Genomic DNA, 24,731 nt, shown 5'->3' on the forward strand with positions numbered 1-24,731 from the left:
ATGAAGAATATTAAAAAAATAACATTTTTAGCCACTTTATCTTCACTTTGTTTTATTAATGTTGCTTGCGCACCGAACCATAAAACAACAATAAGTAAAGAAGCTAAGGTAACTAAAATTGATTACAATTTTGATGATGAATCAAAAACTCAAATTATATTAACAATAGAAAATATTAGCATCTTTAAAAATTTAAATGATGTCCAATTAGAAGTTTCTAATATTGAAGGTATAAAGGCGATTTCAAACGGCATTTTCATTAGTAAGAATAAAATTTTATTTAATTTTAATGATTTAGTAAATAATGTTGAATATCAGATTCAATCATTGACAATTAATAATAATGCTATATATTTCTCCAATAAGGTTTCAAATAAAAGTTTTATTACTAAATCAAAAAAAGACAAAAAGCTGGATTCTAACGCTTTAAATATATCTAAAATTTCTATAAGTAATATTACAAGTAATTCAGCGACAATAAGTCTTAATGTTACAAATTGAGATTCTAAAAATATAATTTATTTAGTAATTGATGACAAAAAATATGATTTATATAATTTGAATAACAATACTATAACATTTAAATTAAGTAATTTAAAAAGCGATACTTTTTATGATAATTACAAAATTTTCGTGAATGAAGACTTAATTAATGTGGATAAAAATACTTTTAAACCTTTTAGCACTTTAAAAGATTCATTTCAAAAAGAACAAGAAACAGTAGCAGTTAACTCTATTATTTTGAACTCTTTAAGTAAAAATGCAGCAAAAATAAGGATCAATCTAAGTAAGAATGATTTCAAAAAAGTAGATATCAAGTTTAATGATATAGATAATATCGTTAAATTTAATATCGATAATAAAAACTATATTGATATTGATTTAGTAAATTTAGTATCAAACAAAAAATATACTTTAGAAAAGCTAAAGATTGATAACCAAGAAATATTATTAACAAATGTATTTAGTTTCAATACAAATATTGATAGATATTATGTTGATGACCTTTATTTTTATAATGTAACAAAAAGTAGCGCAATTTTAAAATTTAGATTAAATGACTCGAATAATATTGATGAAAATAATGTTTCATTTACCCTCTCAAATAACAAAGAATATAAGGGTCTAATTAAAGAAAATAACTATTTTCTTTTTCACATTAAAAATCTAGAAAAAAATACAACATTCTCTATTTTAAATATTAAGTTTGGCGACAAAAATATAGAAATTTCTAAGGAATATAAAAAAGAATTTACAACTAAAAATAGTGACCTATCAGATGATGAGCCTATCAATAATTCTGGTGGAAGGTATGATTCAAGAATTAATGAAACATCTAACTTTATAGAATTTATTAACGAAGATAGAAATATTGAAATCTCTGAAAATTTTAGCGATACTTTTATAAAGTCAAAAAGTGAATGACAAGGGTATTTTAACTTTATAGATAAACCAAAAGTTGAGCATTATAATGAAGATTTCGAGAAAACCAACCAAGATAATAGCTCTGAAAAGTATGCTAGAATCATTGATGTAAATATAAAAAATAATCTAATTGAATATGATATAGAAATTAATGATGAAGAAAGTTCGAGTTATAGTTTAAGAATAGAGAAAAACACAAATAATACTAAAAATGAGGAAATAATAAATTCACAAAGTTTAGGGAATTCAAAATATCGATTTATTGTTAATGATTTAACTTCCAATGTTTTGGTAAGTCCAATTGAAGTAATGAATGACGAAAACACAAAACTTAGTATAACAAACTTAACAACTACACCTTATAAAGTGTACGATGTTGACACTGATTCAAATGGTTTCATTTTTGAACCAACTTATAATTGAGAGTTATATAGTTCTAATAGTAATTACTACTCAATAGCTTTTAATGTTTTATTAAAAGATGAAAATATAAATTGGCCAACAAGGTTTGAATTAGAATACTTCGATAATAATTTCAATATTCATAGCCAACCGTTTACACTTCATGGAAGTAGTAGAGAAAATAGAAGAAAAATAGAATTCTATGGCCTTCCTAAAACAAATGTTAACAAGGTTTTGGGTATTAGCTTTACTAAAAATGGCAAAAAATATATTATTACAGGAATAAATCAAATTAACAAGCCTTCAGAAGATCTTAGAGATAATAATAGCAATAGTTTAGTTGTAATTAATTCAATTACTAAGAACGACAACTTTGTGACCGTTAATTTAGTTAAAAGCTTACCACTAAATATTTCTCATATAGATTTCAAAATAAAAAGCTTAAACCCTTTCGAGCCTTATTCAAAAATAATGGCAGCTAATATAAGTAGTGATAGATTAAGTGCTAATATTCCTATAGATTTGTTGCCTAAAAATATTAATAATTTTATTATTGTTGGAAGTAAAGTAAACAATAAAATTGAAAAATTCGGATTTCAAAATAGATTTAAATTTAGTATTAATAATTTAGAATCCAAAAATATAAGGTTAGAAAAGATTGATTTTATTAAAAATGAACACAACAAGAGGTTATTCGCTTCTGCAAGATTCAATTTTGAACAAGAAGATTTTGTGTTCTTTAAAAATAAATGATTCCAATTTACTTTTGAGCCAGAAGTCGATGAAAGCACAAAACAATATTATGGATTTAATTTTGTTACGGAATATAAAATTTACGTTCCATTTGAAAAAATTTGAAAATTTGGATTAAATGGTTTCTATGAAAATGTTCAATATAAATTAAAATCAGTAAAAGTGGTTGATCCATACACATTAAATTCTTATTTTGATAATATAAGTATTTCGAGCACAATTAATAACTCATTTGTTTATAAATTTAATTATAACGAGAATGAAAATAAATTAATTAGCTCAGAGATTGAAGGATCTATTGATTACGAAGATAATTCAGAATTTATAAGCAGAAGAAAGGATCTTACTTTTGATGATTTAATAAATTATTGATTATCTTCTAGTGAGAAAAATAAAATACCTTATTCCCTTCGAAACCATTATGCACTTATGGAATATGAAAAATTTTACTTTTACAAAAAAGTATTAACAAGTGGATTAAAAGAAAAGAAAAAATTTATTATGGTAGATGACAATGGCAAACATATAAACTACAGATTCTTAGCGCCTAGAGAAATTATAGATAAAACATTTTTTAATTTTAATACAGAAAGAACAGAGGCTACATTAATAAAAGATCTTTCTGAATATAAAAACCTTGAAAATCATGATGAATCATTTTTTGTTCTTAGATTAGAATTAGATACTAAGAAAAGAATTCTTTCAGAACTCAGTTCAATAATACAAACTGAGTCAAGAAATGCTAAAGCATTTGTTCAAATAGCTATTCCATATAAGTTATTAAAAGAACAAGGTGAAATAGATAGTGCCACTTTCACATTTTTCCAAGCAAGGGGAAACAGAAAGATTCATGAGGTTTTAGAAAAGGAAATTGCTGATAAGTTTAAGTTCAATATTAAGTTAGATAAAAATAATAAAATGTCAATAAGGATACTATCTAAGGATAATAAAACTAGGCTTTTTGATTATCTACCAGATCATTATTTCTCATTAGAGAATTCTGCATTTATTGGTAATTCAACCTTTTTTGTTCACTGGATTCATAAAAAAGAGTCTCAAGATATCACTTTTGAAGGAAAACCTTTGGAAAATAATTTATCAATTGACACAGATAAGTTATATATAGATAGTGAATCTAATACTGATAGATCATTATTTGATAAATATATTAATTTTTCTAAAAAAGATGGAACTAGAAGGCTATTTAAACAAGACTCAGCTCCTACAATAAATGACATAAGAAAAAGAACATTTACATTTGGAGAATACTATGGAACTTGAAGTGTTCTTGGGAAAGTTAAGCCAAGTGATGAAAGTGATCATAGATTTTATGTAATTACAAATCAACATGTTTGAGTAGATTTAAATCGTGGTGATATAAGTGCGGATGGTGATTTAACAAAATATATTAATGATGCTTCATTATTAGTGCCCATACTAGTTGATAAACCAAGTAACAACGACACTAGCGTTATAAACCCAATATATACCTCAGAAAATAAATGAAGAGCCAAAGATATCAGGTTTTCATTAGAACTTATAACTGACTTTAATACTGAAACGAGCTTTCCTAGTCCTAAAGACGTCAAAGATGGTTATGGTAATACGCTTGATCCTAAATTTGAAGTAGAAGGAAGAGCTGATATGGCTATTGCTATATTGGATTTAAGTTTCTTTTACAATAATTTTAAATCGAAGGACGAAAATAGTTGAAGTTATAATGGAAATGAATTGACAGAATACGAAAAAAGTGTAGTTAAATTCTTTTTAGGTTGAGAAAAGTTATCTATGGTCAAAGCAAGCAGAATGGTATTGCACTTAAATGAATCTGTTAATCTAAACTGATATTATGGTGCTTATCCATATAATGCTTCATTTAATAAAGATAGTAGCAATGCAGATATAAAAAGATATAGAGAATATTTATTAGGTAACATACCTTCTTCTATAGGTCGTGTATCTTACTTAGGTAGCACTGTAAATAATCTTGCTATTTCATATAGTACAGAATTTGTTGATTTAGGAACAGGAGCATCTGGAACAAGTATTTATGATTCACAAGGTAATATTGTTGGATTGCACGTCCAAGGAGGGAACGCTGGAGCAAATCAACCAGGTTTTGGAAGCTTTTTCGTTGTCGATGGACATAAAATATCATTTATCGGAAGAGGTGATACACCACAAAACCAAGGTTCATTTTATGAGAGAATGAGACTATTGTCATATCTATATCCAGAAAAATATGACCCAATAAATTTCGCTGAAGTAAAGAAAAATTATTTTGATTAGAACTTAGAAAAAATATACACAATGCATTGTGTATATTTTTTAATCTTCATCTATATTGTAAATTTTAGGAGTTTTTAAGAAATTGGTATTTTCATATCTTTCGGGATATAAATAAGATAATAATCTTACCCTTTCATAGAAAGAAGCAGGGTTTTGCGGTGTTGTACCATCACCTATAAACTTATATTTATGTCCATCAACAACAAATATACCGGATACACCTTTTTCATCTTTTTTAGCACCTTTTGTTGCTTCAACTACAAACCCGGCTATTTTATTTTTTGAGTCATATACTGTTGTTCCAGATGCTCCACCAGCTATATCCACAACATCTGTGTCAAATTGCACCAAAAGATTTTTAGATGTTGCACCTAAATAACTTACAACACTAAATACATTATTCGTGTTACCTAGTAAGTATTCACGATAACGCTTCCCTTTACGTGAATCTTTATTATTTGATGCTAAACCTGGGTATGGTGCTGTAAATCAATTAAGATTGTAGTATTCACTTAAATGATGATTGAAAGAGCTGATCTCAACAAATGGTAAGTTTTTTCAGTTTAAGAAGAATTTAATAATTTCTTTTTGTCTTTCATTTAACGGAATCCCATTATATGTTGCTTGATCCAAAGTTTCTAAACTAAAGTTCTTAAAAAAGAAGCTCATATCAACTTTTGCAACAATTAAATCGGCTCTACCTAGTAGTCAAGGATCTTTTCCGGTGTTTGTTTTGATAGATTCAGCATATGTATCTTTGAAATCACTTGGATGAGGATAATAAGAGTCATCATCGAAGTCTACTATTGATTCGATTTTGAATTCAACACCGTTAAGATTTCAAACATTTGAATTATCGAAATAAGGTGTGGGATTTGAATCGTTTATGTTTTCAGGTTTTTCAGTAATAATAGGAACCTTGAATCAGGTATTATTTAAAACTTTATATTCATTACCATCTATAGAGACACCTGATTTTTTCGCAAAAACTTTTCAAACATGAGAATTGCTAACAACATAATAGTTGTAGTCCAAATCATCATGTGGTTTTACTTTACCCATAACACTTCATGTTCCGTTAGGTACATTTTGAAAACTAAACGAACGACTTCTGATATGTTCTGTACTTGATGTTTTATCTTCTTTATACAAACGCTTTGTGCTTTCTTGTTTATTTTTTAAAGTTATATTTTTTTCAAATAATTTATCGTTTCCCTTGTTTTCGTTATTGATAAAAGTTTCGTTTAAACTCGTAGAAAGATTATCTTTTAAAGGAGTTGCGCTAAAACTTATTTCATGATTATTATTAATTGTTTTGATTCAATGTAATGTTGTTGAAACATTACCTATAAAAGTGGAATTAGCTAGCGAAAAGTAATGATCTGAAAGTTTATCAAATATTAGAACATTATCATATTTAGGTATAATTTCAAGTTTCAAGTTATTATCAGCTAAACTAACCTTAAATTGAAAACGATCTTTAATTTGTTTAGAAATAACTTCATGAATTCTAATATCTCCACGAGTTTGTAAAAATGTAAATGTTGCATCATCAATAACTTGTTTTTGTTTTATATCCTTATAACTAATAGGTATACTTATAAATGATTTAGCAGTAGTAGAAGCGGGATCTAGTGGAGTTGTTTCAGATAACTTACGTTTATGATTATCTAGCTCTAGTCTAAAAATAAATATAGCCTCATTCCCTATTGAGCTTAACCCATTATATTGATCGATGTTTTCTGTTATTGTAACTTTTTTATGGTTATCATCCAAAATAGGTACAGCATTATCTAAAATTTTACGACCAGCAATCACTCTTAGATTTACTTCATTGCCTTCCTCATTAATCATTATAAAGTTTTTTCTTGGTTTAATAGAACCGGCAGCATTTTTATAAAAATGACAACGCTCATATTCAATTAATGCGTAGTGATTTTGGATAGAATATGGTATTTTAGATTTAGTTTCATTTGATAATCAAATATTTATTAAGTCTTGTTTTTGTAAATTTAGATTTTTAGTTATTAAATCTGAATCATTAAAATTAAATTCAGTATGGACTTTATCACTTTTTATCACATAATTATTTAAAGTGTTAGGATAGTTAAACTTATAAATAAAATCCTTTTTAAGATTACTTGAAATACTAATGTTTTCATAATAAAGATCTTGAGTAAATGGTTCAATAACTTTAATCGATTTTAAACTATATTTGGTATTTTCATAAAAACCATTTAGTCCGAATTTTCATAAATTTTTAAATGGCACATTAATTTTATATTCCGTAACAAAATTGAATCCATAATATTCTTTTGAACTTTCATCGACTTCTGGCTCAAAAGTAAATTGAAACCATTTATCTTCAAAGAAAGCAAAATCTTCTTGTTCAAAATCAAATATTGCAGAAGCTAATAATTGTTTTTTGTTTTCATCTTTAATTATTCTAAAATCAAGTAAATTAAACTCTTTTTGACTATTATTAACCGCAAATTTATATTTTTCATTCAACCCATAGTCAATAACTTCGTTTTGTAATTTTGTAGCAACAATAATATACTTTGAAATATTTTTGGGAAGCATTTCTGTATTAAATGAACTAATTTTTTGGTTATGGTCTATATTTGCTCTGATTATTTTTGATCAAGGTTGAAATGGATTAGTACTTTTGACTAAAAAATCAACATAATTAATTGATGATTGAATATCATTTGTATAGTTAACATTAACTATATTGTTTGTTACACTAACTGAATTAATATTAAAATTAGAAATTTTATCACCATCGTTAGCATTTGGTTTTTCTATAACATGATCAAAATTTGTTAAATCATAATATTCATTACCATTCTTTAAAACCAAATTCAAAACTTTATTGACTTTTGATCTTTCAAAATACGCCTCAACTCTTCTTGGTTCTGCTTCGCTTCTTTTATTTACATAGTTTAAATCAATATATTCGATTTTATTTTGGTTATTTATTATTCTTAAAGCAAATGCATTAGGTCATTCTATATTAGAAACTGATCTTCATACATCTATAGCAAAACTATATTGTGATGAAGATGCCTCTCAAAGTTTTCATTCAGTTAAATTTTGAAAAGTAAATGCTCCAGATTGCTCGTTTACTTTTTTATTTGATATAGAAAAGTTTTTATTTTTGAAATTATTTATTTCTTCATCATTTTGAAATAGTCCTATAATATTAATATTTTCACCGTTTTGGATATTTTGTATTTCAAACTCAGCAATATTATTTTTATTATTCTTTTGATCAATAAAACTTATATTTCTTTTTCTTTCTATTTTTAATTTTAGGTGATCATAATTGCTGTTTATTTTTATTTTAACTTTAAGTATATTGTTTGTAATTTTTAAGTCAATAATTTCACTTTGTTCTTTTCGTTCAAATTTTTCATTTGGAATATTAGACTTAGATTTTTTTATAAAATTAAAGTAATTATTAAGTTTTGGGTCGTTTTTGATATTTTCGAAATTTTGGCTATCTTTTTCGACTACATTTAACTCATCATTGTAAAAAGTTGTGTAAGAAGAAATCGATGGTTCATTTTTTTCTATATTTTGATGATCATTATTATGGTTATTGTTATTATTATATTCTCTTGTAACAAAATCAAATTGTTTTTGTATTGATAATTTGTTGCTATTCAATTTTATTTCAAGCACTCTATAATTTGTATTAGGTTTTAGGCTATTGATAACAAAATCTACATAATTTTGATCATAATTAATAACATTACTTGTTTGATATTTATCATCTGATAAAGTAATTTCAAGAAAATTTCTTTGACTTTTATCAAATAATTTTGAAAAGTACACACGTATTGTTACTGATGTTTCAGTATCATTAATTAATTCAAAATTATTCACAAAAATATTTTTATTATCTGAATCACTTGTTGTAGGTTTATCTTGTTCGTTGTTTTGATTTTTTAAATTTTCCGGAGTTATGAATGAAACATTGTTAGGGCTATATAGAATTTCATTATTATCTAATTTAACACTTTTTAACATATATTTAGTTTTTGGTTTTAAATTAGTTATACTATATATCGCATAATCACCCTGGTATGACACCATTTTATATTTTAAATTAGGTTCGAACTCGAATTTAATTTTGGAAATCAATGAGTCATTTTTTGAACTATAATTTATTTTTAATTTAGCATTCGAATGATCAATATCATAGACTTCTATATTTTTTATCAATAATTCATTATCATTAGAAATTGTTTGAAAATCCGTTTTGATTCAATTAGGTATTTCGACTTTTTCATTATTAATTGTTAGACTCTTGATAAAGTAGCGAGAATCTTGTTGTAAGTTATTAACTGTGAAAATAATTTTATTATTATTAATACCTTCTGGGTTTGAATATATATCATAAGAATCTATAAGTCCACTAACATTAATATATGACTCTTCAGCATTTGCATTAATATTATTTTTCAGTTCAATTATTATTGTCGCTTTGTTTTGTGTCACTTTAGAAAACTCAATTTTTTTAACTTCGTTTTTTTGAATTTCTGTTTCAACCTTTTTGTCATAACTGCATGATGCCAGGAATGGTGTAGTTAAACCTAGAAAGGGAATTAAATTTATTTTTTTAAATATATTTTTCTTTACAGATCTTTTCATCAATACCCCGCTATTATAAAATAAATATACTCTTCTTATTTTATATTTTACACCTTTATCAATAAGATGACTTGTTTTTTGTAATAGTAAATAAATTTATGTGGGAAGAATGTTTTTAATTCAATTACATATAATTTTAATATTTTTTAAAACTAAGGTTAAAGGTGTGGTTTTTTTGTATTAATAAAATTTAATCGTAAAGTTTTTTGCAATTTTTAATAAAGTTTTATATGATTTTTTTATTACCCATAATACAATTCTTAAAAAGACTTGTTTAATTTTAATTAACTGCTTAATATTTCTTTTATTAAGTAAAAATTAATTAGACATAAATTTCGCTATTAAAAAATATTACAATTTTAAAAAAACACCCATTCTTTTGTTATAGACTGGGAAAAATCATTCAGACACTTCCAAATGATTTTTTCGCATATTTAAAAGGAGAATATTTACGAGGCATTTAAAAACAGAAGAATGAGTAAAAATCTTTAACGTATATGATGATTTAAAAAATTGCAAGATCGGTAAATTCAAATTCAAACAAAATTCTTTTTCTATTAAACAAAATTATTGGAATAAAGAATCATTAAAAAGAATGTTGAAAAAAGAAAAACGTATAATTTGAATATAAATATTCAATCTAAAACTGGCAAAGCAAGCAAAAAAAGCAAAGGGTAGGCGGAAAGAAAAGGAAAGTTCTTGACTATACATGAATTGATACCCTAAAGATGATGAAAAAGATGCGGTGATAAAAAATACTACAGAATTTTTAATGAAAATAACATTGATACCGATATCAAAAAAATTAAAGAAATAGAAAAACTTTCATAGAGTAACATAACAAAGATTTTATTAATAGCAAGATCAATATATTATGAAAGGTTAAAGATTAAAAATCGAAGAAACAAAAACTTATTAGACACGAAGAAGTTATTCGTCAAAATTTTACTGATAACAAAATGAGATACGGAAGAAGAAGATTATCCAAATATTTACTTTTGACTTATAATATTGAAGTGAACCCAAGAACCCTTGAAAACTATATTAAAAGATTAAGTTCATTCACTTTCGTACGTAGAAAAAAGAGACAAAACGAAGATAAAAATACTAATTTTAAGTTTACAGATTTGGTTCAAAGAGATTATATTTCAAGAAATAATGTAATTTATGCAACTGATGTAACTTATATACCAGCTCCAAAAGACATTAATCAAAATCATATTTACTTATCAGCTATAATTGATCATAAAACAAAGTTTGTAACATATGAAATATCATTAAATAATGATACTCAATTAGTTTAAAATAGTATTAAAAATACAAAATTAAAAATAATTTTTTTACATTCAGATCATGGCTCTACATATTCTTCAATCGATTATATTAATAAAATTAAATCTTTAAACGAGAAGATATCAATGTCTATAATTGGTAATAGTCTAAATAATCGTAAAAATTGAGTATTTTTTTCAATACTTAATAGCGAAATTTTTCCTGATTTTCTATGAAGTGTCGTCAAATGAATTTTGATGAATTATCATACAAAATTAGAGAATTTGTAAATTGATATAATTATAAAAGAATAAAATTGTAAAAACAAAATCCTATTCGGATTTAATTTTGGATTAAATTCAAGAATTGAATCCGAATAGGATTAAAGTGTCCGAAAACATTTCCCCTGTTTAAAGATGTTTTCTGAAGAAAAATCAAACATTTCTTCAATAAGATTCAACGAATTCACTAACGCTTGAGAACAAGAAAAGTTGAGTAACTTAGGAAAGACATATTCAGGTTTGTCAGGTAAAACTAAAAAAGATTTCGGACACGGGAATGCTAAATACGTAACATACTTAAATGTCTTTAAAAATCCAATAACTAGCATATATGATTTAGATTTGATAAAAAAAGATACAAAACAAAATAGCGTGAAATACGGAGATATTTTTGTTACAACTTCTTCTGAAACTCCTGAAGAAGTAGGAATGACTTCTGTATGATCTTTTAATATAGAAAACGTTTATTTAAACTCCTTTTGTTTTAGTTTAAGATTCGATAACATTGACAGTTACGATATTTATTTCCTTGCAAATAATTTGAGAAATAAAAAAATGAGAAAAAAGATTATTTTATTAGCTCAGGGAATATCTAGATTTAATATATCTAAACAGAAATTTATGAATATTAACATTGATTTCCCGAATATTAATGAGCAAAATAAAATTGGACAAACCTTTCGTTTGTTAAATAACCTTATCACCCTTCATCATCGTAAGTTAAAGGCCATTGAAAATATTAAAAAGACACTATTAGATAAGATGTTTCCTGACGCGAAATTTAAGATTTCTTCTATAAAATCTAAGAAATTTACTCACACTTGAGAACAGGAAAAGTTGGGAAATTTATTAAATTATTATAATGGAGTATCTAATGAAGCAAACCAGCTTAATAAAGGAAAATACAAAATAATAAACTTAAACTCCATATCTACAAATGGGTATTTAAAACCTTCTGGAAAATTTTTGAATTATTCAAAAGAAACACTTAAAAAAGATGATATTGTAATTATCCTTAGCGATATTGCCTTGGGTAAATTATTAGGTATGACTGCTGTTATTCCTTCGGATAATGAGTATGTTTTAAACCAAAGAGTAGGATTACTTAGAAATAATAATTATCAAAGAATTGATTCGCACTTTATTTCATTTTGCATAAATAGAAAGCAAAAAGAAATAATGAAAAAAGGTGGTGGATCTTCTCAATTAAATTTATCAAAATGAAGTGTTATAAATTTTAAAATTAATATGACTGTTTTAAAAGAACAAGAGAAAATATCTAAATTATTTAATAATTTAAAAACTCTTATCACCCTTCATCAGCGTAAGTTAAAAGCTCTTGAAAATATTAAAAAGACGCTATTAGATAAGATGTTTCCTGATGAAAAATCAAACATTCCTTCAATAAGATTCAAGGAATTCACTAACGCTTGAGAACAGGAAAAGTTGGGAAATATTTCAACAATTTTTACTGGAGAATTTATTCATCAAAATATGCAATCACATCTTTTTAAATTTCCTGTATATAATGGAGGGACAAATTTTACTGGTTTTTACAAATATTTTAATCAAGAAAAAGGAAAAATTGTTATGAGTTCAAGAGGCATTGGGGCAGGATTTGCAAATTATGTAGATTGCAATTTTTGAGCCGGAAATTCAGTGTTTTCTATTAATGTAAAAGAAAGCCATCTAAAGTTTGTATTTTGGAATTTAAAAAAACAAAAAAAACAAATTTCTAAATTAATAAAAAATTCCGGAATACCTTCATTATTATTAAATGATGTTTTGGATATTTTGATTTATACAACATCCTCTTTAGAAGAACAAAAAATTAGCAAAATACATGATTATTTAAATAACCTTATCACCCTTCATCAGCGTGGGCTTTTTTGGAGGGAAAATGAAGAAAAAATCAGAAATATTGTTTTATAAATATTTTCAAAATTGAATATATGTTTATAAAAAAGGTTCTATAAGAAAGGTTAGTTTTATGAAATATGAGCTATCGCTTGATTGAATAATAAAACTAGCACCAGAATTAAGATTATGCGATATTGATAGAACAAATTATCAAAAATTACTCAATGATTATGCATATTATCACGAGAGACAAACAACAATGGATTTTCATCACCATTTAAAAAGTTGTTTATTAGATGCGTTTGATGAAGGTTTATTAGATAATGATCCAACAAGAAAGGTTGTTGTAAAAGGCAAACCACCTAGAGCTAAAAGACAAAAATTTTTAAGTCAGTTTGAATTACAATTACTTTTAAAATCTTTAAAACTAAAAGATAAATTAAACCCTGATTGGTTATTACTATTGATAGCTAAAACTGGATTAAGGTTTTCTGAGGCTATAGCAATAACCCCTGAAGATTTTGATTTTGCTAAGCAAACTTTAAATATTTCTAAAACATGAAATTATAAAGAAAATGGTGGTTTTTTACCAACTAAAAATAAATCATTAATAAGAAAAATACCGCTAGATTGATTAACGATATCACAATTTTCTGGGTTAATTAAGGATTTGCCTGTTGATAAACCAATTTTTTTATTAAAAGAAAAAATTTATAATTCGACTATAAATGACACTCTTAAAAGAAGGTGTAAAATAGCTAATGTACCTATAATAACAATTCATGGACTTAGACACACGCATGCATCTATTTTATTATATGCAGGTGTTTCTATTGCTTCTGTTGCAAAACGTTTAGGGCATTCAAGTATGAACACAACGGAAAGAATTTACTTACACATTATAAATGAACTCGAAAATAAAGATATTGATGTTGTAATGCGCTCGATATCTAGTTTAAATTAGAAAAATAAATAAGCCCACAAAAAAATATAGGTTTTAACCCCTATATTTTTCTTTTAAATTTTTAATTTGTTTTTTTAGCTCATCCTTCAATTCCAATCTTTGAGGTCCTTTTAACTCTGTAAAACTTCAAAGTCTATCAAAGTTATTATTTTTTTCTATATCATCAGGCTCTATGTAAATTTCTGTTATAAATTCTAGGATCTTTTCTTCACTAATTAAAAATTTATTTGAAATTTCATTCACAAGTTTATTTATAGAGAGTTTTTTTCTTTCTCTAACATATTCTTGTAAGCTTTTATCATATTTTCCTTGGCGGTGTTTATCATACCATTCTTTTATAAGTTCGTTGTCTGGAGAAGAAGTATAACTTAAAATTTCATCAACCTGATCCTTAGTCGCATTTTTTAACTCTTTCTCAAGTTTTATAAAAAATTCTTTATCATATTCTTCAGTTCTGGCATTTGTATTAATATATTCTAATGAATCATAAAATATATTTACATCAGGATCAAATTCATATTCATCTTTTTCGCTAGGTAATTGTGCTAAAATTCTATTTATATCTCTTATTTTGGGGTCTATTGTTTTTTCTATTTTACTATCAAATTCGATATTTTTACCATGTATTTCTCAATCAAAACCTAACAAACTAACATTTCGCATTTTGCTGGCGAGAGAAAGTAAATGCCTTAAAAGTTTTTTGATTTTTTTAATTTTTTCAACATCTTCATACTCAAAATTTTGTGGTATTCTTTCGAATCATTTTAAATTTAAATCTGTAAGTAAATTTGATATTTCTTGAAAATTTTTGTTGATATCAGGGAAATGTTCTTCTAATTTTTTTGCACTTATTTCTTCTAAATTCTGAAAGGAATATTTTTTAAATGACTCTTGTACTTCTTGTTTCATATGGTTAGGTTTTCTATAAAAAAAAGATCTTCCATATTTTTTATTTGAGTGCAATAATTTTCTATTAGTTCTAGAAACATTTTGAATTAATTCATAAGATTTTGGTGTTTTATCAAAGTAAACGGTTTGAATATATTTTGAATCAAAACCTGTTAACATTTGGTTGACAACAATTAATAAATCTAAAACTTTGCCTTCTTTCTTTCTTTTTAGCCTAGTTGAGATATCTTTCTTAAACTCAGAATATTCATAAATTTTTTGATCGAAATCTGCTTCATATTTTGAATACAATTTTTCAAAAAATTCTTCATGTACTTCAATTTTTTGCGGTGATTCTTCGTTGTTTTCTGTTTTAGTAAATAACACTGTAAATTTAAAATTTTTAATTTTTTCATTCTCTGAATTTTCTATATGATTTTCAAAAATATTAAAATACTTCATAGCATCTTGAATATTTGAAGTTGCCAGCAATGATGAGTAAGGTGTTTCTTGATTTGAATAATCAGATAAAATATCCTCTACAACCAAATTTTTAAACAAATCAGAATCATAGATGTATTCAATTTCTTTTTCTAATTTAATAAGTTTATTTAAATTGTTCGATTTCTCTGTAAATTCTTCTATTATACTTTGTACTTTATAAGAAATAGAGTTTTGCTCATTTTTAAAATCATTTTTAAAATCAACGATTGAATTAAAACTATTTAATCTTTCTAAACAATATTCATTATTATTTTTTTCATTACATTTAAATGCTCATTTATATAATTTTTCAAAGATCAAATATTTGAACGCAAATTTTAATACTTGATCATGAATAATTGAGTCTCCCATAGTGTATCTATCTAATTGTTCTCCAAAAATATCTTCAGTAGTCAATTCATTATTATCGAAAATGGGAGTTCCTGTAAATCCAAAAATAATTGTCCTTTTATTAAATAATTTTTTAATATCCTTCATCATCTCACTACTTGTGCTTCTATGAGCTTCATCAAAAATTAAAACAATTCTTTTTTTGTCAATTATATGTTTATATGTTTCTGATTGTTTAGATAATTTGTTTATAGATGTAACAATGATTTTTTGTTCTTTAGATTTTATATGTTTACTTAAATCTTTTGCTGAAGATGTTTCTTCAATATCTTCTTTTTTATCGATATAAATACCAAATTCTTCATAGGTTTGATCAACTAATTCTATTCTATCAGCAACAAAAATTACTATATCTGCTAAATTATAATCTATTATCAAAGAACTTGCTTTAAAACTTGTGAAAGTTTTTCCGGATCCTGTAGAGTGTCAAATGTAACCTCCTTTTATAGGTTTATCACAATCCGCTTCTGATAAATTACTTTTTTTAATTTTTTCTAATATCTTTTTCACTGCGTAATATTGATAACTTCTTAACATTTTTAATTCATTTTTGTCAGCCATAGTGTAATGACAAATCAATTCTAATGATTTAGGAATTGATAAAAAGTCTCTAACAACATCTTCTCAATAATTAATTTCTTTATGTTCGTTTTTGTTATACCATTTTTGAAAATTTAACTCTTTATTTCTGAGAGCATACTTCATTGAATAAGGTGTCATAGCAATAACAATATGAACCAATTTTAGTATTCCAGAATATATCGATCTATTGTGCAAGTCATAATTTTCTATGTTATTAGTGGCACGATCAATTGATTTATCATCTCTTTTTAATTCAATATGTATTAAAGGCATTCCGTTTATTAACAATAAAAGATCTGGTCTTTTATCGTCATCTTTTTGATCTTTGGTTCTAAATTGTCTTGCTATTTGGAAATAATTTTTTCCGCCATCATCATTAAATTGAAATTTATTTATTAAACTTAAGTTAATTTGTTCTTCACCTCTTCTCAGCACTCCTCATGTATTTTTTTTAATCATATTTGTGTTAATTGACGAAATATTTTCATAGTTATTTATAGAATTTATTAAAGTTTTTAACTCATCTTTTGTTATTGGTTGACCCTTTAACTTTTCTCTATTCATATGGTTTAATATTTTTAATCAATTTAACTCCAAATCCTCGATTGTTGCGTTATTTAATTCATCTTTTATACCGATTTCATGGTTAATATTATTTCTCCACCCATTTTCTAATAATTTTTTATTAATTTAGTTTCAAAATCATATTCATTTTTGAAATCATTGTTGTAGTTTGAATTTGTCATATTTGCCCCCCTTTTTTATGGAAACATCTTTTCTAATAGTGTTTTTTTTATGTTTTCTATCTTTTTTATTTTACGCTGATGAAGGGTGATAAGGTTATTTAGTGAATCTAATAATTTTGATATTTTCTCTTGTTCTTTTAAGTTTGTCACAAAAATATTCATATTTCCATACTCTGAAAAATATAAATGTTTAATAGTTGAGCCTATAGAAAATTTTAATAATTTTTCAACTTTTATTGAATGAAATAAAAACTCAGTCAAATAATTAGAGTTCGGATATATCCCCTCAATCGTAGATGTAAAATTGGAATTAGGGGGTAATATAAGTTTTTTACCTACCGAACCATCCTTAACTATTAATATTGAACTTTTATCATTGAACTTTGGAGGAAAAACAGTCTTGCCAATATAACCATTAACTCCATACAAATTGTATTTACCACTTTTGTCAATATCATTAATTTTTATAAAACTTTTGTATGATTGAGATATCTCTCCCAACTTTTCCTGTTCTCAAGCGTTAGTGAATTCTTCGAATCTTATAGAAGGAATGTTTGATTTTTCATCAGGAAACATCTTATCTAGTAGCGTCATTTTAATATTTTCAAGAGCTTTTAACTTACGCTGATGAAGGGTGATAAGGTTGTTTAAGTGCAAAAACAATTTAGATATGTTATTTTCTTCATGTAAACTTGTAACTAGTACTTTACAACCTAATATTATAGAATTTGATAGATTTGTTTGGTTAACCTTGTCATCAAAACTTAAGAAGTATTTGTTCCTATTTAATATCAAGTTAATAAATTTAGCATTATGAATTCCTGAAACTTTAAATGATCCTATTCTTTGATTTAAAGTAAATTTATTGTTTTCTTCTATAATAACTGTCTTTGCAAGCGCTTTACCATTAGGGATATCACTTAGAACCATAACAATTTCATCCTTAAACAATGGTGTTAAACAAATGTTTGATCTTTTAATAATTTCTTTGTTAGATGAGATAAATTTAGAATTAATAATAATATATTTTCCGTTTTTTTGTACATATTGTTCATGAGCTTTACCGTTCTTAAACTTACAAATATCTCCCAACTTTTCCTGTTCTCAAGCGTTAGTGAATTCTTTGAATCTTATAGAAGGTCATAAAATATTTTTATTCATTTTTTATCCCGCCCAAAATTTTAATTAGTTCATCTAAAGCTTTTTTATCGTATTCGTCTCCGTTCAATTCAGAAAGTAAGTTTTTTAATTCATTTTCATTTTTCTCAATTTCAGTATTAATTTCATTTAAGGTGTCATTATATTTATTGAATAAGTGTTCGATTTTTTCAATAAAAATTTCCATTTCTTTGTTAGCGTTATTTACCAATTTTTCTGCAATTTCATGTGTTCACTTATAAAATAATAATTGATAAAATTCTTCTTTATTTAAAGAGTTGTATCTTTCTAAAGAGTTTTTTATTAACGAATCTTCCATTATTTTTAAATTATTTTTTACTCTTACCATTTCATTGTATTTTTCGTGGGCTAAAATTAATTTTTCACTTAAATTTTTATTTTCTATCAGATTAGGTTTCTTTGAAAGTGTTGTAACAATTTTAGACAATTCTTTAGTATCAAAACCATTTTCTTTAAAAACAGGTATATCTTTTTCTTCGTCATCAATTGATTCAAAAATATCTTTTATTTCATTCTCAATAAATTCTATTTTTTCTTTTGATTCTGATATTAAATTTAATTCTCTTTTAAAATAGTTTTCAATAATTATATTTTTGTTCAAAATTCTTGCATCTCATTCTTTTACATTAGAATTTTTATCTTTTATTTCTAGTTTTTCTTCGTTTTTTATCTCTTCAAAAGAAATATTGTCTCTCATATAATTTTTCAAAATATCAATATCTTGTTTTAATTCTTCAAATTTTTCAATAGCAATTTGATAAATGTCATATTTTTCTATAAAATCATCATCATCTTTTTTTAGAATATACTTTTCTAAATTATTTTCAAAATCAAAAATATTTGTTATTTTTATTTCATCAAATGAGCCAATATTATTTTTGAATACATTCTTAATTTCGTTCCCTATTGATTTATTGTCATTTATAAATTTTATTACATCAAAATCATTTAAAATTTCTTTTCTTAATTCTTCTTCTTTTTTATTTAATAGATAATATCCATCATTTCTTTTTGACATTATTTTTTCTTTTACATTTTTAAATTTATTTCAATATTTATTCAAAGAAGATAATTCTTGTTCTGATACTCCGCCGTACATAGTTGAATATAAGTCAAAAATATCTTCTTTTTCAAAATTATCAATATACCTAGAAATATTTAAGTTGTATTCATTATTTCTTATTTCGTCAATAGACACAATTCTTGAGAATCCTTCTTTTTCAATTCTATTGTTAACAATATCAGCCATTTTTATAATATGAGATTTATCGAGTTTATTTTTATTTCCATCTTTAGAGAATAATTTTGAAGCATCAACAAACATGAAATCATCAGTTTTTTTATTTTCCTTCAAAATCATTATAATAGTTGAAATACCTGTTCCCATAAACATATTATTTGGTAAACCAATAATCGTATCTATTTTTTGTTTTTCAACTAATGTTTTTCTTATTTCTAACTCAGAACCACCTCTAAACAGTACTCCATGAGGAAGTACTATTGCCATTATTCCATCATTGTCTAAGTGATATAAAGAGTGTAATAAAAATGCATAATCAGCCTTTGATTTAGGTGCGAGACCATAAGACATGAAGCGAGGGTCATTATTTTTATTTTCGGGTTTTCACGGTTGTGAATAAGGTGGATTTGCAACAATTGCCTTAACCCTTCTGTCATCATGGGTGTTTGCAGGTCAATCATCTTCCAAAGTATCTGCTTGTCTTATTAATATTAATTCAGGATCAATGTTATGCATTATCAAATTCATGCGCAAAGTGTTGAAAGAAGTAGATTTAATTTCTTGAGCAATATATTTTATACTAATATCCTTTTGAATTTCATCCATATGTTTTTGGAATTTTTCTGCTACCCTAATTAGTAATGATCCTGAACCCGCGGTAGGATCATAGATTCTTAATGGTACATTATTGTTATGTTTAAGTTGACTTAAGTGGTGAGAGATAATTTCTGACATTAATATACTTGCTTCTATAGGTGTATAGAATTCCCCGGCTTTTTTACCTGCTGATGACGCAAACATACCTATTAAATATTGATAAATAAAACCTAAAACATCATAATCCTGTTTTTTTGTTGGGATTTCATCAATAATTTTAACTACTTTTTTAAGAGTATCTTCTTTTTTTATCTTTTGTATTGAAGAATAAAATTCGTTAAAAATATTTTTATATAAAATAGCATCTTTTTCACTTAATTCTCGTATTACACTATTAAAATTATTTATAGAATCTATAATGTAATTTCTATCAAAAATATTTTTATATTCCTTTTTATTTCATGTTGAAAATAAATATTTGTATGGTATAAAATACTTTAGTCTATCTTTTATAGATTCAATTAAATTAGGGTGACTCTTATTATCTAAATCTTCTATATATACAACTGGTTGATCTTTGTATATTATTTCTTCACCTTTTTCATATAAACAAAAATCATCATTTTTATCCAATAATATTTCTTCTTGTTTAGAAGACAAAAATTTATAGAAAATTAAACCAAGAATAATTTTGTCATATTCTGTTGCATCAAGTTCTGATCTTAACTGATTTGCTGCAGCCCATACTTTATTACTTAATTCTTGTTTACTTATTTTTCTAAATTCTTTATTTTTTTCAATATTTTCGTTCATCTATGCTCCTTATTTTTATTATTAATTTATACTAATATTTTAATTATAGATTATTTAGTAATTAAAAAGAATCAAAATAACTAAAATTACATTTAATTTTAGAATTTATTATTAATCATTTATTATCAAATTAAAAATGAAAATTACCAACATTCCGTTGGTGATTTTCATTTTTATTTTTTATACTTTGCAAATTTATTAATCAAAAAGACTAAACATAAATTATTAAACTTTTTATACTTATTTTCTTTCTCTTTCTTCATTTATCATGTCATCAACCAATTTACCGATTTGATCTAAATCTTCTTTTTTGTCATTCTTTGTATTTAACAATAATAAGGCAGTTGATCTTTTGCTTGTGTCTTTTATACGATTAATTCTACTATTAATATTTGAATAAGAATTTCGATTTTTAAGAGCATGCCGATCTAATGCTCTTTCGACAAGTGATCTAACACAATAAGCATACATAAAAGGAATAAATATTATCGTAATATTACATATTGCAAAAAATATCCATAAATTTTTCCCTTCTCTCTTCTCTATTACAGCAACCGTTATTGATAAGATAACAGATATTAAATAAGCAAAAAGAGAAGTCAATACTAATATTGTTTGTGTTGTGGTTTTGAAAATTTCACTAAATTCTTGTTCGAATATGAATACCAACAAAGATATTGCAAAAATCGGTAAATAATACATATTTAAGATAAAGATTATTATTTTGAAGCTAAGTTTCATTTTAATTCTCCTTTAATACATTATACTCATCATTTCATTTATCAAATATATTTAAAATTTCTTCAATCAATTTCTCGTTTCTCTTCTTGATATCATTTATTCCTCAATAAATTTGATCATTATGTTCTTGGACAAATGTTTTAACTATTTTTATATTAGATTTTTTGTATTCATCTAATTTCTTTTTTAAAAATTTATCACCAGATAATACATTAGCTTTTTTCTCTAGTGGTATTTTATTCCCCAGTTCTTCTATACTCTTATTAATTAAATTACTATCATCAGTTGAATGATAAATCTTTTCTCAATTTTTAGGGAGTATATGTTCTATTTCCCACTTTTCTGGCAATAAATTCATTTCATCTTCAACATTATAAGAAATCAACTTTAAAATCATTTTCAAAATATTAGGATGAGGCTCTTTTAATTCACTTCTTAAGTCTTCGTTTGTTATTTTTCTTTTAAAATCCATTTTTGGTATCAAATTGTTAATAGAATTAGCATTTATTTGTAAGATAGATCCTTTAATACCATTTACTGAAGGTATTTCTATATATTTTGTTATTAAAGAAATAATAAGTTTTTTTAAGAAAAAATCAAAATGGTAAACAAAATCATCTTTCTTATGATGCGACATATAATAATTAATAACAGGATATTTTCAAAATTCGTTTGGATAAGATCTTAAAATATCAAGTTTCTGAATTATGCCAATATCCTTTGATCATTCTTGATTTTCTATGGTATTTCTTTTATTTACTACCCCCATAAAATCATTTATATTACTTAATCATCATAATAATTTGTCAGGATCTTCCAAAAACGATGAACCATGTTGTTTTAAAAAGTAATCTCTTACCTTAGGGGTTGTTGAAGAAGTATCGTCATTTAAAGACCTTATATAAAACATACAATAAGTAAATATTTTTTGCATTGTTTCATTATTATCATTAATTTCTAAATCTAAAGATTTTCAATTTTTAATAAAATCATCTTTTTCATTTGATCCTTTAATTTTTGAGTATATTACTGATTTAAATATATCTGCATCAGAAAGTTGTAACCCTCTATTATTTAAAGTAGAAAATATATTTAAAGCGGTATCAAAATTATTTAATTCTATTTTTAATATTAAAACTCTTTCTATTATAAATCTATAAAAATTTATAAGACCTGTTGTTATTTCTTCTGATTTTTCTTTTATTAAATCTAGAATGACATTATAATTTTTTGAATAATTATCTTTGGATTTTTCGTTATATGTGCCGTTTTTGATAATTTCTTCGAATATTAATTTGTTTTTATCATTTATAACTTTAGAATAAAGTTTAAATTTTGAAAAATCAGGATTATATGACGAATCTTTTTGCTGCCATAAAATAGTTCCTAATTTGTGCTTCAAAATATCAACATCTTCATTATTACTATCCACATTTTTTTCTAGCATAAGATACATAGCTCTAATCAAAAGTGATATAGTTGTTATTCTTTGTTGACCATCTATTACTTCATATTCACCGTTGCTATTTTTAAAAATAACAATATTACCCAAAAAGTAAGGGTCACGTTCATCGCTTCCGTTATTAAAAATATAATATTCTCATAGATCATTAAACAAAGTAATCACTTCATCTTCACTTCATGAGTAAGGTCTTTGGTAATCGGGTATTAAAAAATAAGAATTTTTTAAATCACCAAATAATTCTTCAATATTTTTATTTGTTGCATAAATACCTTTTTCTTTATACATTTTTATCTCCTTTATCTATTATTAATTAAAACAAAAAAAAAAAAAGACAAGCAAATAGTTTGTTTCCTGAATTAAATATTATTAATTTTGTAATAGTTTTTGTTGCTTTTTTCTCTAATGCTATTTTTGCTAGCTTATAACTTTTCTTAGAAGTTTTTTGGTGCATATAAGTAAATTAGATTAGCTTTTTTATTATTAAAATTCGTTCATTTCTTATTTTTTCTAAATCTCATATATTTTGTTCTGCTAATAAGATTTGAATTTGTTCCCTTATATATCTAGCTCATCAGCACCTTTCTTATGCTCAGAAATTTTGGAATTTAAATCAAAATTATAGCTTATCGAGTGAAACGCTAAAGATAATGCAACTGTAATGACTATTATAATATTTGAAATTTGGGTTTTTCCAAGAATACTAGTTATAACTACACTAGAAATAATGGCTGATAAAATAATTAATGCAATTTTTAGCATATGTCATCACCGCATTAATCTTTCAACCTTTTTTTATGGGTTACCTGGGAATAAATTACATTATCATGAATTTCATTAATATTATTAATTATATTTTTATTTAACTTTTTCAAAATCTTTTACCATATATTTCCCTTAAAAAATATTCCTACAATACTAACTATTAGTAAGAATTACCGGTAATGAAATTGCTTTTTTAGCATATATAAATGCTTGATATATTTTTTCTTTAACAATTCTTTATTTTCTTATACAAAGCAAGAATTTAAATGAAGAACAAGTATTTGAAAAGGCTAAAGAAATTATTGAAAATTTCGATAAAAACAAGATAGATAAAACTGTTATAGCAGAAGCGGAATGATAAGGAACAGGAAAGGTACTTTAACAAAGGAATTGAAAGAAATATACAAAAAATTCTATACTTGTTGAGGAGTTTCCTGGTGAAGACCCTGTATTTAATAAATTTTTAAAATGAATTTATGAAAAAGAACATAATATTAATATAGTGTCTCAATCTTACATAATAGAGTCATTATCCGATACTTTTAAGAAAGAAGAAAAAAAGTTTTTTAAAACTTTATAACAGTCATAAGAATGAATATATGTTTCTTGAAAGATTTACATATAACATTATATTTTTGTGATTGTAACTTTAGGAAAAAAGATAGAAAGTATTTAAAGGCTTTTGATGCTTTATTTCAACATATAGTTGATCCAAGTAATAATCCTGATTTAGCTATCTATCTATATGCTAATTTTGACGTTATAAAAGAAAGAATTTTAGCAAGATGACGAGTAGTGGAAATAGATAATACAAAAAATTATTTGTGAAATTATGCTCAATTTATAACATTCCATATAAAATTATTAATACTAACAACAAAAAAGATCATGAAGTTTAAGAAGAAGCTGAAGAAATAAT

General features: G+C 24.7%; 11 protein-coding genes and 1 pseudogene. 5 read left to right on the forward strand and 7 right to left on the reverse strand.

The annotated features are described in order from the left end of the window. Window positions 1-4,869 (forward strand): hypothetical protein, encoded by a 4,869-nt coding sequence (locus D2846_RS01575; RefSeq protein ID WP_117275190.1) that lies wholly within the window; start codon window positions 1-3, stop codon window positions 4,867-4,869. Between the two features lie 39 nt (window positions 4,870-4,908). Here D2846_RS01575 and D2846_RS01580 read toward each other — a convergent pair whose 3' ends face one another. Beyond that, a complete protein-coding gene (locus D2846_RS01580) occupies window positions 4,909-9,528 on the reverse strand; it encodes a hypothetical protein (protein WP_117275192.1) in 4,620 nt (1,539 codons plus the stop codon). A 959-nt stretch (window positions 9,529-10,487) separates the two neighbouring features. Between D2846_RS01580 and D2846_RS03605 the strand changes: the two genes are divergently transcribed. The 3 genes from D2846_RS03605 (at window position 10,488) to D2846_RS01595 (ending at window position 13,905) form a co-directional block, all read left to right on the forward strand. Next, window positions 10,488-10,832, forward strand: a complete 345-nt coding sequence (locus D2846_RS03605) for a hypothetical protein (RefSeq protein ID WP_223211528.1) — start codon at window positions 10,488-10,490, stop codon at window positions 10,830-10,832. Between the two features lie 384 nt (window positions 10,833-11,216). Beyond that, entirely contained in the window at window positions 11,217-13,013 is a 1,797-nt protein-coding gene (locus D2846_RS01590; protein WP_117275194.1) for a restriction endonuclease subunit S, read from the forward strand. Continuing rightward, the gene (locus D2846_RS01595; protein WP_117275196.1) at window positions 12,982-13,905 is read left to right on the forward strand and encodes a site-specific integrase; all 924 of its coding nucleotides are present in this window, start codon (window positions 12,982-12,984) and stop codon (window positions 13,903-13,905) included. Before D2846_RS01590 ends, D2846_RS01595 begins: the two co-directional genes overlap by 32 nt. A 33-nt stretch (window positions 13,906-13,938) precedes the next feature. Here the strand turns inward: D2846_RS01595 and D2846_RS01600 are convergent, their stop codons facing one another. The 6 genes from D2846_RS01600 to D2846_RS03610 all read right to left on the reverse strand — a co-directional run bounded on the left by D2846_RS01600 (window position 13,939) and on the right by D2846_RS03610 (window position 23,809). After that, complete coding sequence (locus D2846_RS01600; protein ID WP_117275210.1) at window positions 13,939-16,833, reverse strand: HsdR family type I site-specific deoxyribonuclease; 2,895 nt, start codon at window positions 16,831-16,833, stop codon at window positions 13,939-13,941. Window positions 16,834-17,030: 197 nt separating this feature from the next. After that, entirely contained in the window at window positions 17,031-18,176 is a 1,146-nt protein-coding gene (locus D2846_RS01605) for a restriction endonuclease subunit S (RefSeq protein WP_117275212.1), read from the reverse strand. Beyond that, window positions 18,169-20,844, reverse strand: coding sequence for a type I restriction-modification system subunit M (locus tag D2846_RS01610; RefSeq protein ID WP_117275214.1), 2,676 nt, complete (start codon window positions 20,842-20,844; stop codon window positions 18,169-18,171). The genes D2846_RS01605 and D2846_RS01610 overlap by 8 nt, the downstream gene beginning before the upstream one ends. Before the next feature lie 240 nt (window positions 20,845-21,084). Further along, complete coding sequence (locus D2846_RS03500) at window positions 21,085-21,315, reverse strand: hypothetical protein (protein WP_145960841.1); 231 nt, start codon at window positions 21,313-21,315, stop codon at window positions 21,085-21,087. A gap of 271 nt (window positions 21,316-21,586) precedes the next feature. Next, the gene (locus tag D2846_RS01620; RefSeq protein WP_117275219.1) at window positions 21,587-23,335 is read right to left on the reverse strand and encodes a DUF262 domain-containing protein; all 1,749 of its coding nucleotides are present in this window, start codon (window positions 23,333-23,335) and stop codon (window positions 21,587-21,589) included. 270 nt (window positions 23,336-23,605) lie between these two features. Further along, the gene (locus D2846_RS03610) at window positions 23,606-23,809 is read right to left on the reverse strand and encodes a hypothetical protein (protein ID WP_223211529.1); all 204 of its coding nucleotides are present in this window, start codon (window positions 23,807-23,809) and stop codon (window positions 23,606-23,608) included. 357 nt (window positions 23,810-24,166) lie between these two features. On the opposite strand from D2846_RS03610, the pseudogene D2846_RS03730 reads away from it, so the two are divergent. Then, window positions 24,167-24,711, forward strand: a pseudogene (locus D2846_RS03730) (deoxynucleoside kinase). The last annotated feature ends 20 nt before the right edge of the window (window positions 24,712-24,731 follow it).

It is taken from the genome of Mycoplasmopsis edwardii (assembly GCF_900476105.1).
GTDB lineage: Bacteria > Bacillota_I > Bacilli_A > Mycoplasmatales > Metamycoplasmataceae > Mycoplasmopsis > Mycoplasmopsis edwardii.